Origin of the sequence: Acinetobacter sp. MD2(2019), assembly GCF_035615615.1 — a bacterium.
GTDB lineage: Bacteria > Pseudomonadota > Gammaproteobacteria > Pseudomonadales > Moraxellaceae > Acinetobacter.
The window spans coordinates 54,497-70,071 of sequence record NZ_VTDU01000012.1 but is presented as its reverse complement, the minus strand read 5'-3'; the positions used below and the strand labels follow the sequence as shown (position 1 = coordinate 70,071).

Sequence of the window (15,575 nt, the reverse complement as noted above, 5' to 3'; positions counted from 1 at the left end):
ATGCAATGGTTAATGTGTCCTGTTTGTCGGGAAAACTTAGGTTTGAACGAAAGAACATGGGGCTGTGCACAAGGACACCGCTTTGATTTAGCAAAACAAGGCTATGTAAATTTGCATGTGGTACAGCATAAACACAGCAAGCAACCGGGCGATACGCCAGAAGCAGTAGATGCGCGCCGTGCATTTTTATCGGCGGGCTTCTATGCGCCGTTGCGCCAAGCGGTTGAGGCGCTTTTAGCAAAGTATCAGCCGAAAACATTATTAGATATTGGTTGTGGTGAAGGCTATTACACTCAAGCCATGCAACAGCACGTCACCGATTGCATTGGGGTGGATATTGCCAAATCTGCGGTACAGCGTGCAGCAAAAACCAACTCCAAAGTGACTTGGGTGGTGGGCACGGGCGCGGTTTTGCCAGTGCTAGATCAGTCGATGGAGATCTGCACCAGTTTATTTAGTCCCATTCCACAGCAAGAAATTTTACGGGTTTTAAAACAAGACGGTTTGTGCCTTGTGGTTACTCCTGCGCCACAGCATTTATATGATTTGCGCGAGCAGCTGTTTGGTGAAGTGCGCTTACACGAGCCGGAAAAATTTGTGACCCAATTAAGCGATGATTTTGAATTGATTGAGTCGCAGGTGGTCGATGCACCATTTGTGCTAAAACAACAAGACATTCAAAATTTGTTGGCAATGACACCGTATGCCTATAAAGCCAGACCTGAAATGCGTCAGGCCTTAGAACAGCAAGAACAATTGGCGCTTACAGCAAGTTTTCAATTGTATTTGTTGAAAAAAAAAGCGCGTGCTGCAGTTTAAATCCTCCAAAATAAGAGAATGAGCAAAATCATTGCTTATTCTCAATGGCGGTTTTAATCTGTATGGCGTGAGGTGTTTTCTGTCGATACCGGATGTGACGATTCGACCAATTCAGCCAAATTAAAATATTTACGTTCAATTTCTTCGGCATGTTGCTGCATGGTTTGAATTAATTTTTCGAGATGAATAAATTCAAACCGGTTTTTAGAGCCGACCACCGTGAGTGCCATAGGTGGCATTTTACTTGAATATTTAATCGGCACAGATAAGCCCGAATACAGCGGATTCACTTCACCTTGGGAGAAATAATAGCCCTGTTTTTTAATGTTTTTCATCTTTTGAAGAAAGTTTGCTTCATCTTGTGCAAAGCCAACTTCTGCCAATTGCGCTGCATGATGTGCATAAAAATTATGTAAGCCTTGTTTGTTTAAATGCGCCACAATAATTTTAGGGGACGAGCCAATATACACCGGACGCGGACTGCCTCGCCCATAAGACATCAACAAAGTGCCTTTAAACGATTCATCATGTAAATCAATGCAGTAATCATGATTTAAAAAGGTGAGTAAGCAGCTTAATTCAGTGCGTTCGACCATTTCCTTCATATATGGAATGCTGACCTGCACCAACGGATCTGTGGTTCGAGAAATATAATCTAAGACTGCAATTTTAGGCCCAAGCGTGTAATCGCCTGAGGTGCCACTCATACGTTGTACCAAGTCTGCAGAAACCAATTCTTTTAAGTAGCGGTAACTGGTCGGGCGAGACAACCCAAGTTCGTGGCTGATGGTGTCGACATTAATAACAGGGCGCGAGAGCGAAAATAAATCCAAAACGGTTAAAATTTTACCAAAGCTTGTGACTGCCATAGTTCAATAAACTTCCCACAATAAAGGCGTCAAACGCAAAAAATAAATCAATAGGCATTGTTTTAGCATATCTACAGTGAAATAGGGGAGATTATTTTTATTAAACAATTATCATATAAGGATATTAAAGTTGACTAAAATGCTTTTTTTTGAAAAAATTGCCGAATCTAATTTCGAATGAAGAAATTTAACTCATATTTTTCTGCACCATTCATTTTAGTGTTCCTTGCTGTCGATATGTCTGATGTTACCTAAGCTTTATTTGTTCTGTTTTTTATAAAAACATGGCAAAAGCTCGCCTGTTGTGCACGCATTACGCTTCTTTGTCGAAAGTAAATCTATTTGTTATTCATGTGATCTAACCTGAGAACCACATATGTTGCTTCACAAACAGCTATTGGCATTTCGACCCTCAAAAATGGATTTTATCTTTGCGTTAAAGTCATTTTTGGCGGCCATGCTTGCCCTTTATGTGGCCTTTTCCTTAGATTTAGCGTATCCAATGTGGGCGATTGGTACGGTTTTTATTATTGTCAATCCGTATTCGGGCATGGTGTCCTCGAAAGCGGTTTATCGTTTATTCGGAACCATGGTGGGCGCGGTTGTTGCCATCTTATTAACCCCAAAATTAATTGATACCCCCATTATTTTTTCGGCGGTGGTCGCATTGTGGGTGGGCTTTTGTTTATATATTTCATTGCTCGATCGTACGCCACGTAGTTATGTGTTTATGTTGGCAGGCTATACCACCGCCATGATTGTGTGTAATGCGGTGAATAATATAGACACCATTAGCGTGTTTGATATGGCACTGGGCCGCGTCCTTGAAATTTCTGTGGCAGTGGTGTGTACTGCGGTAGTCTTTTCTGTGGTGATGCCACAGCATTTGGGCTCGGCAATTCAGCAGCGGGTCAGTCGAGCATTAACCGACACCCGTGAAATTTTTCAAGAAATTTTGACCAATCCTCAGCACGATAAAAATTATGTGCATTTACTGGGCATTATCGCTCGCGATATTGCCGATATTCATGCTTTAGCAGTTCATTTGGCCTATGAAAAAGGCGAACTTAAAGGCATGACCAAGCCATTACAAGAATTATTGCATCAGTTAAGTATGGTTATTTCTAACCTGACGGCGATGTCTGAACGTTTGGCGCAGTTGGAGTCGATGGGTGCGTCCTATCGGGAAGAATTTATTCAATTACATCGGCAGCTCAATGATTTTTTGCAGCAACAACAAGATCTTCAAGTTCAACAATTAAATATTTTACCTGCGGCATTAGATGCCAATTTTTCACAGATTAAACAACACGCTACAGCGCAACAAGCCATTATTTTAGATAGCTTGCAGATGGATATTCGCCATCTGATTCAAAATGTCACTACGGTAAAATTTTTGTGGCAACTGATTCAAAAAGGTGACAAAAATATTCCTACAGAAATTGCGCCATTAACCACGACGTATCCGAGTTTACATCGCGACCATGGCATGGCCCTGCGCAGTTCAATTGCTGCGGTTGTCGCTATTATGGTGGCTTTTTTATTGTGGATTTATAGTGGCTGGCGCGCAGGTTATATGATGGCGCAGTTGACCGCCGTTTCGGTATGTATTTTGACTGCATTAGATAACCCCGTGCCTGCATTGAAGTTATTTATTCGCGGTAGTTTGTATGCAAGTCTGTTGGTCATTATTTATGCCTTTGGGATTATGCCTGAGGTCAAAGAATTTTGGCAATTGGCCTTGGTGCTGGCACCGTGCTTAATTTACGTGGTCATGCTTTACCCACATCCGCCATTAAATGGTTTGGCTTTGCCGACTATGGTGTCGTTTATTATGAGTTTAAACCTGCAAAATCATTATAGAACCGATGCGGTTATGCTGTTTGATGCCTGTTTGGGCAGTGTGCTTGGGCCAACCATTGCGGCGTTATCGCTGTATTTTATTCGCGCTATTTCTCCAGAAGAAAGTGCATCGCGGTTATTGGCAGCCCATTATAAAGCCATGCGCGAAGCCTTATATTTGCCCTATGGTGCCGGCTTTCGGGTGCATTTACGCAGTATGTTAGATCGGGTTGGCGTATTAAATAGCAAAATGGTTCAGTCCTATCAGCTTAAAAATGCAATGAATTTGGCACTGATTGAAACCAGTGCCGTGGTCGATTTAGTGCGTTTAAATGAATTGGCAGGGCGACCGCAAACATCACAAAACTTGAAACAGCAGTTAAGCGTTTTCCTTGACCGTTTAGATGATATTTTTCGCGAACAAGAAAAAAAGCGTGCGCTGCCGCAAGCCTTAGAAAAAGAATTGTTGTTGCACATTCAACACTTGAGTGCGATTGCACAAACCGAAGCCGACCCAGAAATTGCAGAGCGCGTCATGATGAGCCTGAATAATATTCAAAGCAGTGTATTGCATCAGCCATTCACGCTCGGTGAAACATCCATTACATCGCAGTCGGCTGGAGCTTAGACATGGGTGAATTTAATCTATATGGCGTGTATGTGCCGAGCTTTTTAGTACAAGCTATTTTGGCCTATCTGTTGTTTTCTTTTTTAGGCCGCTGGACGGATCGACTCATCCAAAAAGGGTGGATCGGATTTGCTGGATTATTTAATTTAAGTTTTTATTTTGTCTGTTTATTTGTGGTGCATGGGATCTTTCTTGCATTTGCTTATTAATCTGGCGTGGCTGAAATACATGAGGATTGAAACTAATGAATTCGTTTGATACACGCAAAGTCGTTCGACCAGTGGTCACGCTGCTAATGTTGATCATTGCGGTGTATGTCGTGGTGCATTTATGGAACTATTATAATGCCGAGCCGTGGACACGCGATGGACGGGTACGTGGAGACGTCATTCAAGTCTCATCGGATGTTTCAGGTTTAGTGTCTGACGTCTTTGTACAAGATAACCAAAGCGTGAAAAAAGGGCAGGTCTTATTCAGCATTGATACCGCACGACAAAAACTTGATGTCGAACAAGCCAAAGCCGATTTAAGTAAAGCCAATGCCGCCAAAACCCAAGCAGAAGCCAACTTAATTCAAGCCAAAGCCAATTTAGTCAAAGGCAAAACCACAACCCAACTGGCGGAAAAAAATGCCAATCGCTATACCAATTTAATGGATGGAGCCATTTCCAAACAAGAACAAGACCAAATGTTTGCAACGCGAGATCAATCACACGCCGATTTAGGTCAGTTACAAGCCGCCATTGAACAAGCCAAAGCCAATATTCAGCAGCAACAAGCATTGGTTGATGTTGCGCAAAGTAATGTGCATTTGGCCGAATTAAATTTACAGCGTTCAGAAGTATTAGCCCCTGCAGATGGCACCTTGGTGAATTTTAGTTTACGCAGTGGCAGTTATATTAAAACGGGCGATAACGTGGCCGCGCTGATTGATCGCACACAATTGTATGTGGTCGGCTATTTTGAAGAAACCAAATTAGATAAAATTCATTTGGGCGACCGTGCCAGTGTACAGTTGATGGGCGATTCGCAAAAAATTCAAGGTCATGTGCAAGGCATTGCATCGGGCATTGATGACCGCGAACGTTCAAGTAGTTCAAGCTTGTTGGCCAATGTGAATCCAACGTTTACTTGGGTACGCTTAGCGCAGCGCGTTCCTGTAAAAATTGTTTTAGATGAAGTGCCTAAAAATCAATTGGCCTTTGTGGCGGGTCGCACAGCCACCATTCATATTTTACCCGCAGCAAAAGAGGCAAAAAAATAGGCAAATTACTTTGCCTATTGCACTTAAGGTTGAATCCCTTGCGGGTGATAATACCAACTTTCAATCATCAGTTTGGCGGCCAAGCTGTCGGCAGATAGATGCTTGGCTTGCCCCTTGCGCTGAAAGCTTTGTAATTCTTCACGCGCTTCACGGGTGGTCAGGCGTTCATCGACCATCCACGTTTCAATATTAGTTTGATGGCGTAAGCGGCGGGCAAATTTTCGTGCACGTAACGATAATTCAGATTCTGAATCATCCATGTTTAACGGTAAACCCACCAAAAAAATTTGGGGTTGCCACTCTGCAACAATTTTGAGTAACGCCGTCCAATCGGGAATACCATCTTTCATGGGAAATAACGCCAAAGGATTGCTCGATTGAATGGCACTTTGCCCCACAGCAATGCCCATTTTTTGTGTACCAAAGTCGAAGGCCATAATCATTTGTGCGCTTTGTGAATCAGGCATGACCAATCTCCGAGGCTAACCATGACCGGTCAATGCCCAGTTTTTTATAGGCCGCATCCCAACGCTCGCCATAAGGTAAGTTAAAAATCAAGTCCATATCGACATCGCAAATGAGCCAATCGCCATTGGCAATTTCTTGTTCTAATTGGTTTTTGTCCCAACTGGCATAACCCAAGGCAATTTGGTAACGCCCCACGCCTTCATTGTGTGCAATGGCATCTAAAATATCTTTACTGGTGGTAATACATACGTTTTCACCCACGGCAATGGATGAGTGCCAGACAGGTTGTCCAGTATGTAAGACAAAACCTGCTTCTGGGCGGAGTGGTCCGCCTTGTAACACCGCATGCGGTTGCACATGGTCGGCATCAATATCGAGGTCATTGAGTAATTCTTTGACCTGAATTTCTGTTGGCCGATTAATAATAATCCCTTGTGCACCATCTGCATCATGCCGCGCTAAATAAATGACGGTATGGGCAAAAAAGTCATCCGACATGGTGGGCGGGGCGATTAAGCAGCGATGCGTGAGATATTGTTTAGCCACCTAGGCGATTCTCCTTGAATGAATAAATTCAGCGTATATTGACAACATACAAGACCGTAGGGAATTCGCCAATATTTTTCTGTAAATAAGGCGTTTATGCACGAACAAGCAAGCTGTGATTAAGCCAAAGCAAAATTATGCTTTGCTTTGATTTTGGAATTTGAGTTGTCTTAATTGTTTTGCATGTTGCAAAGTGGTGTCGTTAATTTCAACACCACCGGTCATTCGTGCCAGTTCATCAATGCGTTGTGGTTCATTTAAACTAAAAATAGTGCTGCTTGCAGGGTCACTTTGTTGTTTTTGCACCAATAAATGTTGGTCTGAATATGCCGCAACTTGTGCCTGATGAGTGATACAAATAATTTGCACATGCTTGGCTAAACCAGACAATAAGCGACCTACAATTTCTGCGGTACCACCACTAATACCCACATCAATTTCGTCAAACACCAACACTTCTGCATCGGTTTTTTCTGCATTCATGACTTGCATCACCAAGGCAATACGTGACAATTCACCACCCGATGCCACACGCGCCAAAGGCTGCGCAGGAATGCCTTTATTGGCGGTAAATAACAATTGAATGGCACTTAAACCTTCTGCACTTGGCTGTTCTAAAGGCTCAAATTTAAACTCAAAAAAGGCTTCAGGAAGCGCAAGTGGTTTGACTTGTTCTGTGAGTTGCTGTGCCAAAGGTTGTGCTGCTTGCTTGCGCATTTGATCAAGCTGTTGCGCGTGTTCTAAGAAATATTGCTGGCTTTGTTGTACCAATTCCGCCAAAGTTTCAGGGTCTTCAAGTTGTTGTAACTGCGCTAATTCCTGTTGCCACAACGCATATTCTTGCTTGAGTTGCTCTGGCTGAGTCCGATATTTTCGTGCTAAACGATGGAAAACCTCTAAATCGCGGTTTAATTGTTCCATGCGTTCAGGGTCGAAACTTTGTCGATCAATAAATTGGCGTAAATGCGCCGTTGCATCATCGACTTCACTTTGCGCATTAACTAAGGCTTGATGAATACTCGCGAGCTGATCGCCACGTCCGCTATGATTTTCAAGGCGGCGAATTAAGCCTGAAATTTCTTGGCTTAAATTTTGATCGGCTTCATCTAGCACATTTAAGCTATACGCACAGTCTTGCATAATATGTTCGTGGTGGCTTAAGCGATCAAACTCTTGTTCAATGTCGACATAATTGCGATCAATAATTTCTTCAACTTCTTCAAGCTGTTGTTCAAGAATTTGAATGCGTTGTAAGCGCGTGGTCTGTGCCAGCAATGCATGTTCATGTTGGCGAATGGTTTTTTGCCATGTAGCATAAGCATCACGTACCGTTTGAGCGGGAACTTCAAAACTACTATAACGATCAATCCATTGTTTGGGATACGGCGGTTCAAGCAATTGTTGTTGGCTATGTTGGCTATACAGTTGTACCAAAAGACGACCTAAGTCTTTAAGTTCGGTTAGGCTGCTTGGGCGGCCGTTAATCCATGCTTTGCTGCGTCCGGTTGCAAAAATGACACGGCGTAAGTGAATTTCGCCTGACTCATCATCTAATTCGTGGTTTGCAAGCCAAATGGCTTCTGGAGAATGTTCTTGGTAGGTAAATACAGCGGTAACATCGGCTTTATCTGCTCCATATCGGACGCTGTGACTATCGGTGCGTTCACCTAAACAGGCAGAGAGGGCATCGAGCAACAGCGATTTTCCTGCTCCTGTTTCGCCTGTCAGCACATTAAAGCCAGCATCGATATCAATAGCTAAATGATCTGCTAAAGCAAAATTAATTAGCGTTAAATGAGTCAGCATAAATTACGCATCCTAAAAAGGGAGTCATACCTTAACAATGTTTAAAAGCGTCATAACCATTCCATATTCCGGAATGATTATACAAAACAGGGTCATACTGCAATTCCTATTTTGTCTGTCGAGTGCCATTGACCTTCATTGATGAATATTATTTTTAAAATACAGATGCAAGCTTACTGTGCATGCAATAAAATCGCAAACAAAGATCGGTATAATCGAAGGGTAATGCATTGAGTTTAGGCATAAAAATTGCTGCTTGAATTGATTGAATCTAGTGATTGATTCATTTGCGAAGCCTTATTACACTACGTTGATTATTTATATAAATACGCATGATTTGGAGATACACATGTCAGTTCAATTTGATCATGTTTCAGTGCTAAAAAAATCGAATGTTTACTTTGGGGGGTTATGTATTAGCCACACAGTACAGTTCGAAGATGGAACGAAGAAAACATTAGGGGTGATCTTACCGACCGAAGAACCCCTTACTTTTGAAACACATGTGCCTGAGCGTATGGAAATTGTTGCCGGTGAATGCCGCGTTCAAATTGCAGATAGCGAAGAAAGCGAATTGTTCCGTGCAGGACAATCATTTTTTGTGCCAGGCAACAGCAAATTCAAAATTGAAACCGATGACGTGCTTGATTACGTTTGCCATTTAGAAGGTTAAGCAAAGCGCTTAAAAATCCGTTAAACTATAGTGCTGTTCAATCCTGTAAAGTTGACTTTGCAGGATTTTTCTTTTGGTGCAAATTTTAAGGTGAATTGTTCATGGCAAAACCAGAATATTATTATGGCGTGCATTCGGTAGAATCTCTATTAGAGCTTGAGCCAGAACGGGTTTTGACCTTATTTACCTTAAAAGGCCGCGATGATCAGCGCTTACAGCGTGTTTTGGCGTTGGCTGAACCTTTTGGCATCAGCGTGCAACAAGCCAGTCGCGATAGCTTAGAAAAATTAGCTGGACTGCCGTTTCATCAAGGTGTGGTGGCTGCTGTGCGTCCACATCCAGTATTAAATGAAAAAGATTTAGATCAACTCTTAAAAAATAAACCAGATAGTTTGTTATTGGCACTAGATCAAGTCACAGATCCGCATAACTTGGGGGCATGTATTCGTACTGCTGCGGCCATGGGCGTAGAAGCGGTGATTGTTCCGCGAGATCGTTCGGCAAGCTTAACCCCAACAGCGCGTAAAGTGGCTGCGGGTGGCGCCGAAAAAGTTGCGTTTATTCAAGTGACTAACTTGGCGCGCACCTTAGCACATGTAAAAGAAGAACATTTTTGCCGCGTAGTGGGTACAATGCTAGATGAAAAAGCATTGCCGATTCATAAGTTTGATTTTACTGGTGCGGTGGTTGTTGTAATGGGTGCTGAAGATACGGGACTACGTCCAATTACCCAAAGTCAATGTGACCAAACCGTGTATATTCCGATGTCAGGCAATTTACAAAGTTTAAATGTGAGTGTGGCTGCCGGTATGGCACTGTATGAAGCCTGTCGTCAGCGTTTAAACGATTAATTTTGCTTTGTGTTATGAATAACGATTGAATAGGAATGCTGCGATGAACGCAGCATTTTTATATAACCAATTTTAAGTTGGCGTTAACGCACAACAGGTAATCTAGAAAAAATTTAACTAAATAACCGAATAAAAAAGGAATCTGCATCTCATGAGTTCAAGAATGCAAGGCTATCTCTTTGTACTAATTACCATGTGCATTTGGGGGAGTTTTACCATTCTGTCTCGTTTAAATGCAGAATGGCACATTAGCGCATGGGATATTGCCGCGCTCCGATTTTGCATTGGGTTTTGTATTTTAATGCCGATCTTAATTGTGCGCGGTGAAACCGCTTTTTTGTGGAAAAAAGAGCCATTTATTTTAGGCTTACTTGGCGGGGTTGCTTATTGTTTAACGGCGTATTCGGCCTTTATGTATGTTCCCGCAGCGCATGCCGCTATTTTTTTAAATGGTTGTATTCCATTATGTACCGCGGTTGCAGGTTTTTTGCTGTTTAAACAGCCCTTAGATAAACACATTTGGATTAGTCTGATCATTATGCTGACGGCTTTGGTCGGCATGAGCGTTTTGATGTATGAGCAAACCCATGTCGCCTTTAGTTTTGGGGATGGTTTATTCTTCTTGGCTGCCATCTGGTGGGGGTGCTTTACCGTATTGTTAAAGCAATGGAAATTATCTGCATGGCAAGCCATGAGTGGGGTTGCCATTTGGTCGGCATTAATTTATATCCCCATTTATATTTGTTTTTTACCCAAACATTTACATGAAGCAACCTTATCACATTTAATGATTCAGGGCATTTTTCATGGCGTTTTTGTGGTGATTGTGGCGACCTTAAGTTATATCGCTGCCATTGAGCGTTTAGGTGCATTTAAAGCTGGCAGTATTGTCACTTTGGCACCTTTTATTGCCGCTGTAGTTGCAGTTCCTTTATTAAATGAACCATTGAGTGGTGCTGTGGTGATGGGTTTAGTTGGAATGGCGATTGGTGCGTTACAGCCATGGCGCTGGTTTCACCGCAAAGATGCATTACAAGCACAATTAGAAAAACAAAAATTAAAGCAGCTACAAAAGTAACTTAAGATAATGGTTTAAGCCGCGCCAATTGTAAATAATGCGTATGTAAGGGCTGTAATTGTGCATATAAATGGGCTAAATCGGCATCGTTTAAGACAATATCATCAGCCAGCGCTTGTTTTTGATGGCGTGGCATTTGTGCCGCAATAATCGATTGAATTTGGCTGACTGCTTGTTGGTCGCGTTGGCTTGCACGTTGCAATTGCAGCTCTTCAGGCGTATCAATCAGTAAATTACGTTGCGTAAGTCGGTTTTGCTGGGTTTCAAATAACAACGGTGAAACCAAAATCACATAAGGGCTGTTGGCACGCTGTAATTGAGTTTCAATTTCTGCACGAATAAGCGGGTGAGTAATGGCTTCAAGCTGTTTTTTGGCATCAGCATGGCTAAAAATATACTCACGCAACGCCGCACGATTGAGTTCACCATTGTCTAACAATACCCATGCGCCAAAGGTAGCTCGTATTTTTGCTAAGGCAGGCTGACCTGCCTGAACCATTTGTCGTGCAACAATGTCGGCATCGACCACAATAATTCCTTGTTGTTCAAACCATTGGCTGGCAGCCGTTTTACCACTGCCGATTCCGCCTGTTAAACCAACAATATAAGGCTGCATGTTAGTTGCCTAAATAAATTTTCATGATGCTTTCACCATACAAAAAAGCAATCCAACCGGCAATGGCTAAATAAGGCCCAAAAGCAAATGCTTGGTTCTGTTTACGCACTTTGAGTAAAACAATGCCAACAATGGCCCCAACTACAGATGAGAGCAAAATAATTAAGGGTAGCATCAGTGGGCCAAGCCATGCGCCTAAAGCCGCCAGCAGCTTAAAGTCGCCATAACCCATGCCTTCTTTACCCGTAATCAATTTAAAGGCAATATAAACCAACCAAAGGCATAAAAATCCAATTAAACTGCCCCAAATTGAAAGGATTGGTGTCGTGAAAAGATAAACGCTATTTACCGCCAATCCTAAGCCCAATAAGCTAAAGGTGAAGCGGTCGGGCAACAATTGGGTATCAAAATCTATAAACGTTAAAGCAATTAACACCCATGTAAAAATCAGCCCTGCAAGCATTTGCCATGTGCTTCCAAAGTGATAGACCACAATAATGGAACAAATACAGCTGAGCAGTTCGATGAGTGGATAACGGATACTAATCGGGTGTTTACATGCGGCACATTGTCCTTTAAGCAATAACCAACTCACAATAGGAATGTTTTGATACCAACGAATTGGATGCTGACAGTTTGGACACGCCGATGCTGGATGGCTCAAGCTTAGTTTGTCTTGATCAATTAACGCCTGTTCAGGATGCAATAAGAGCTGACATTCTTGTTGCCATTCTTGCTGCATCATTTTTGGCGTACGGTAGATTACCACATTTAAAAAACTACCGACGCAGAGCCCAAGCAGCGCAATGAGCGTATAAAGTGCGATTGGCGTGGTATGTAAAAATAAAATAAAATCAGACATTACACCACAGAGCCCATTTGGAAAATTGGGAGATACATCGCAATCACTAGGCCACCCACAAGCACACCAAGCACCGCCATAATCAGTGGTTCCATCATTGCCGTTAAACCATCTACAGCATTATCGACTTCACTTTCATAATATGTGGCGACTTTATCTAGCATGGTGTCGAGCGCACCAGATTCTTCACCAATAGCAACCATTTGGATGGCCATAGACGGGAAGCGTTCGGTTGCACGCATGGCAAATTGCAGTTGTTGCCCTGTAGCGACATCACTACGAATTTTCATGACTGCATTTTCATAGATAATATTGTTGGTTGCACCTGCAGTTGATTCAAGTGCATCAATGAGCGGAACACCTGCGGCAAAGGTTGTAGCAAGGGTGCGACTATAGCGTGCAATAATTGCTTTATAGACCAGATCACCAAAAATAGGCAGTTTTAACACCAGCTTGTCTAAGAAATCTCGAAATTTAACACTGCGTTTTTTTGCTTCAATAAACGAAAAAATGGCAATAACCGAGCCAATAATGAGCATGTACCAATAGCTTTGCATCCAATTGGACATGTTGACGACCATTTGCGTGAATGCTGGAAGTTCTGCACCAAACGAGCTAAACAGGTCTTGGAAAACAGGCACAACTTTAACCATGAGGATAATTGTGACGATAATAGCCACCACCACAACGGTGATTGGATATTTCATGGCTTTTTTGATTTTCTGTTTCAATACTTCGCTTTTTTCTTTATAGATCGCCACTCGATCCAGCATGGTTTCTAAAGAACCAGATTGTTCGCCAGATTCGACCAGTGAACAAAACAGGCGGTCAAAGTATTGTGGATATTTGCGTAAAGCACCAGTAAAGGTATTTCCGCCTTCAACTTCGCCCTTAATGCCTAAAACCACTTCACGCATTGCAGGGTTGTCTAAACCTTCGGCGACAATTTCAAAACTTTGTACCAAGGGCACACCTGCTTTCATCATGGTCGCAAGCTGCCGTGTGAAAATGGTAATGTCCTGCGTTCCAACTTTCTTTTTTAAAATTCCTTCAAGAAGGTTTTTACGCTTTTCACGAATGGCCTTGACCGTAATCCCTTGTTTTCTTAAGGTTACTTTGGCTAAGGCCATATTGCGTGCAGGCAAATCGCCTTTTACCTTTAGACCTTTACGGTCTACCCCAGTATAAGTAAATGTTGGCATCAGCTCTGCTTTTTTCACTGCCATCGGTCTATCCTTTTTATATTCACATTCTTTGGATATCTGCTAATAACATATAATCTTAAATAAGATTTGTATGTTTTCCCCAATCAATTTAATCACTTGTGACTCTATTAATTTCCTGTAATGAGGTAAGACCCTGCATTACTTTTTTTAACCCCGAACGTCTTAAATTTGCAAAACCTTGTTTTGCCGATGTTTCTGCAATTTCAATTGCATTGCCATCTTCCATAATGAGTTTAGAAATTTCAGGGGTAATTTTCATCACTTCATAGACACCCACACGGCCTTTATATCCCTCTCTACATTCTGCACATCCAACGGGTTGATAAATTTTAAAATCTGGATTCGCCAGATCTTGTTGTGTAAATCCCATTTCTATCAAACTAGCCGTTGGAATATCGGCAGGTTTTTTACAATGTGCACATAAGCGACGGGCGAGACGCTGCGCAATCACTAAGTTCACCGATGTTGCCAGATTGAACGAGGGCACACCCATATTGCGTAAACGGGTTAATGTTTCAGGTGCACTGTTGGTATGGAGTGTCGAAAGTACCATATGGCCAGTTTGAGCGGCTTTAATTGCAATTTCTGCCGTTTCTAAGTCTCGAATCTCCCCGACCATAATAATATCTGGATCTTGACGTAAAAAAGAGCGCAGGGCAGTAGCAAAGCTCAGCCCAACTTTGGGATTCACATTGACCTGATTAATCCCTTCTAAGTTAATCTCTACGGGATCTTCAGCCGTTGAGATATTGGCATCTTCAGTATTTAGAATATTTAAGCCCGTATATAGCGAAACGGTTTTACCAGAGCCCGTTGGTCCGGTAATCAGCACCATGCCTTGTGGTCGATTAAGTGCCTCAAGAAAGAGTGCTTTTTGATCTTCTTCATACCCTAAGGCATCAATACCGAGCATCGCACTTGAGGGATCGAGAATACGTAAAACGATTTTTTCGCCAAATAACGTCGGTAGCGAGTTAACACGAAAATCAATCGCTTTGGTTTTTGAAATTTTGAGCTTAATTCGTCCGTCTTGTGGAAGGCGTTTTTCTGAAATGTCCATTTGTGACATGACTTTAATACGCGCAGTGAGGCGGTTCGCTAATTGTAAGGGGGGATTCACAATTTGTCTTAACACACCATCGACACGGTAACGTACCCGATAGAGCTTTTCGTAGGGTTCAAAATGTAAATCTGATGCACCCATGCGAATGGCATCTACCAGTAATTTATTGACATATTTAACAATAGGCGCTTCATCTTCAGACGTATTTTCATCTGGAGTTTCTTCTGTTGCATCTTGCTCAACATTAATGTCTAAATCTTCATCACCAAAGTTAAATTGTTCTTCTTTGGTAAAATGATCTGCAATGAATTTTTCAAGTTTATGATGTTCAACAATAACCATTTCAGGATTGAGTTGGCTATTAAAACGAATCGCATCAATGGCTTCTAAATTGGTTGGATTACTTGTTGCCAGATATAAGGTTTGCCCACGTTGATGCAGTGGCACAATTCGATGCTTGACGATATGCTTTTCATCCACAATGCCTTGCGGTAAAAGATCTTTGTTGTAAATCGAAAGGTCAAATAATGGATAGCCAAATTCATTCGCAATTGCTGAAGCAATGGCTAAGGGTGAGATTCTATTGTACTCAATGAGGTATTCAACAAGATCTTGTTTAGACTTTTCTATACTGTCTAAAGCTTGTCTCATTGAATCTTCTGATATTTCCCCTTGCTCGACTAAACGCCGAGTAAAACCTGTTAAGCGTATTGTAGGTAGATTCGTCATCATAAATTTCGCTTGATTGAGCAGTGTGACTTATTTGGTATGTCGTGAATTATACGTTTGTATGTAAAAAAAACATCAGAAAAATGAAAAAAACGTGCTTGTTTTAACGAGAAAGAAGAATTTTCTTTATTTTTGATAAAAATAGGAAATAAATTGGTAAAGTCTTTTGTATAAAAGTAAAAAAAAATTCAAAGCTTAAAAAACTGTGTAAAATAAGCCCATTTCAACACAAAGG

Annotated in this window: 15 protein-coding genes; 7 read left to right on the top strand and 8 right to left on the bottom strand. The window is 41.9% G+C overall.

Annotated features, from left to right (window positions below; all coding sequences use genetic code 11):
- A complete protein-coding gene (locus tag I2F62_RS08245; protein ID WP_324626540.1) occupies positions 1-819 on the top strand; it encodes a putative RNA methyltransferase in 819 nt (272 codons plus the stop codon).
- 53 nt (positions 820-872) lie between these two features.
- Here the strand turns inward: I2F62_RS08245 and I2F62_RS08240 are convergent, their stop codons facing one another.
- Complete coding sequence (locus tag I2F62_RS08240; RefSeq protein ID WP_324626539.1) at positions 873-1,688, bottom strand: IclR family transcriptional regulator; 816 nt, start codon at positions 1,686-1,688, stop codon at positions 873-875.
- 376 nt (positions 1,689-2,064) lie between these two features.
- On the opposite strand from I2F62_RS08240, the gene I2F62_RS08235 reads away from it, so the two are divergent.
- Genes I2F62_RS08235 through I2F62_RS08225 form a run of 3 tightly spaced genes read left to right on the top strand, consistent with a single transcriptional unit; the run spans position 2,065 to position 5,422 of the window.
- Positions 2,065-4,158 (top strand): FUSC family protein, encoded by a 2,094-nt coding sequence (locus I2F62_RS08235; protein ID WP_324626538.1) that lies wholly within the window; start codon positions 2,065-2,067, stop codon positions 4,156-4,158.
- Positions 4,159-4,160: 2 nt separating this feature from the next.
- A complete protein-coding gene (locus tag I2F62_RS08230) occupies positions 4,161-4,367 on the top strand; it encodes a DUF1656 domain-containing protein (protein WP_324626537.1) in 207 nt (68 codons plus the stop codon).
- A 35-nt stretch (positions 4,368-4,402) separates the two neighbouring features.
- The gene (locus I2F62_RS08225; RefSeq protein ID WP_324626536.1) at positions 4,403-5,422 is read left to right on the top strand and encodes an HlyD family secretion protein; all 1,020 of its coding nucleotides are present in this window, start codon (positions 4,403-4,405) and stop codon (positions 5,420-5,422) included.
- A 23-nt stretch (positions 5,423-5,445) separates the two neighbouring features.
- On the opposite strand, the gene ruvX is transcribed toward I2F62_RS08225, so the two are convergent.
- The 3 genes from ruvX to recN all read right to left on the bottom strand — a co-directional run bounded on the left by ruvX (position 5,446) and on the right by recN (position 8,242).
- A complete protein-coding gene (gene ruvX, locus I2F62_RS08220; RefSeq protein WP_324626535.1) occupies positions 5,446-5,889 on the bottom strand; it encodes a Holliday junction resolvase RuvX in 444 nt (147 codons plus the stop codon).
- Positions 5,882-6,436, bottom strand: coding sequence for a YqgE/AlgH family protein (locus tag I2F62_RS08215; RefSeq protein ID WP_324626534.1), 555 nt, complete (start codon positions 6,434-6,436; stop codon positions 5,882-5,884). Before I2F62_RS08215 ends, ruvX begins: the two co-directional genes overlap by 8 nt.
- Positions 6,437-6,571: 135 nt before the next feature.
- Positions 6,572-8,242, bottom strand: a complete 1,671-nt coding sequence (gene recN, locus I2F62_RS08210; protein WP_324626533.1) for a DNA repair protein RecN — start codon at positions 8,240-8,242, stop codon at positions 6,572-6,574.
- A 349-nt stretch (positions 8,243-8,591) separates the two neighbouring features.
- Between recN and I2F62_RS08205 the strand changes: the two genes are divergently transcribed.
- From I2F62_RS08205 to I2F62_RS08195, 3 genes are all read left to right on the top strand, one after another.
- Positions 8,592-8,915, top strand: coding sequence for a pyrimidine/purine nucleoside phosphorylase (locus I2F62_RS08205; RefSeq protein WP_324626532.1), 324 nt, complete (start codon positions 8,592-8,594; stop codon positions 8,913-8,915).
- 101 nt (positions 8,916-9,016) lie between these two features.
- Positions 9,017-9,766 carry a 23S rRNA (guanosine(2251)-2'-O)-methyltransferase RlmB gene (rlmB, locus tag I2F62_RS08200; RefSeq protein WP_324626531.1) on the top strand — a complete coding sequence of 250 codons (750 nt, stop codon included), beginning with the start codon at positions 9,017-9,019 and terminating at the stop codon, positions 9,764-9,766.
- Between the two features lie 151 nt (positions 9,767-9,917).
- On the top strand, positions 9,918-10,844 hold the full coding sequence (locus I2F62_RS08195) for a DMT family transporter (RefSeq protein ID WP_324626530.1): 927 nt from the start codon (positions 9,918-9,920) through the stop codon (positions 10,842-10,844).
- Between the two features lies 1 nt (position 10,845).
- On the opposite strand, the gene coaE is transcribed toward I2F62_RS08195, so the two are convergent.
- From coaE to pilB, 4 genes are all read right to left on the bottom strand, one after another.
- Positions 10,846-11,460, bottom strand: coding sequence for a dephospho-CoA kinase (gene coaE, locus I2F62_RS08190; protein WP_324626529.1), 615 nt, complete (start codon positions 11,458-11,460; stop codon positions 10,846-10,848).
- 1 nt (position 11,461) lies between these two features.
- Entirely contained in the window at positions 11,462-12,322 is an 861-nt protein-coding gene (locus I2F62_RS08185; protein WP_324626528.1) for an A24 family peptidase, read from the bottom strand.
- Positions 12,322-13,548: a type II secretion system F family protein gene (locus I2F62_RS08180; RefSeq protein WP_324626527.1), complete on the bottom strand. Its 1,227-nt coding sequence runs from the start codon at positions 13,546-13,548 to the stop codon at positions 12,322-12,324. The genes I2F62_RS08185 and I2F62_RS08180 overlap by 1 nt, the downstream gene beginning before the upstream one ends.
- Before the next feature lie 88 nt (positions 13,549-13,636).
- On the bottom strand, positions 13,637-15,343 hold the full coding sequence (pilB, locus tag I2F62_RS08175) for a type IV-A pilus assembly ATPase PilB (protein WP_420713747.1): 1,707 nt from the start codon (positions 15,341-15,343) through the stop codon (positions 13,637-13,639).
- Between the last annotated feature and the right edge of the window lie 232 nt (positions 15,344-15,575).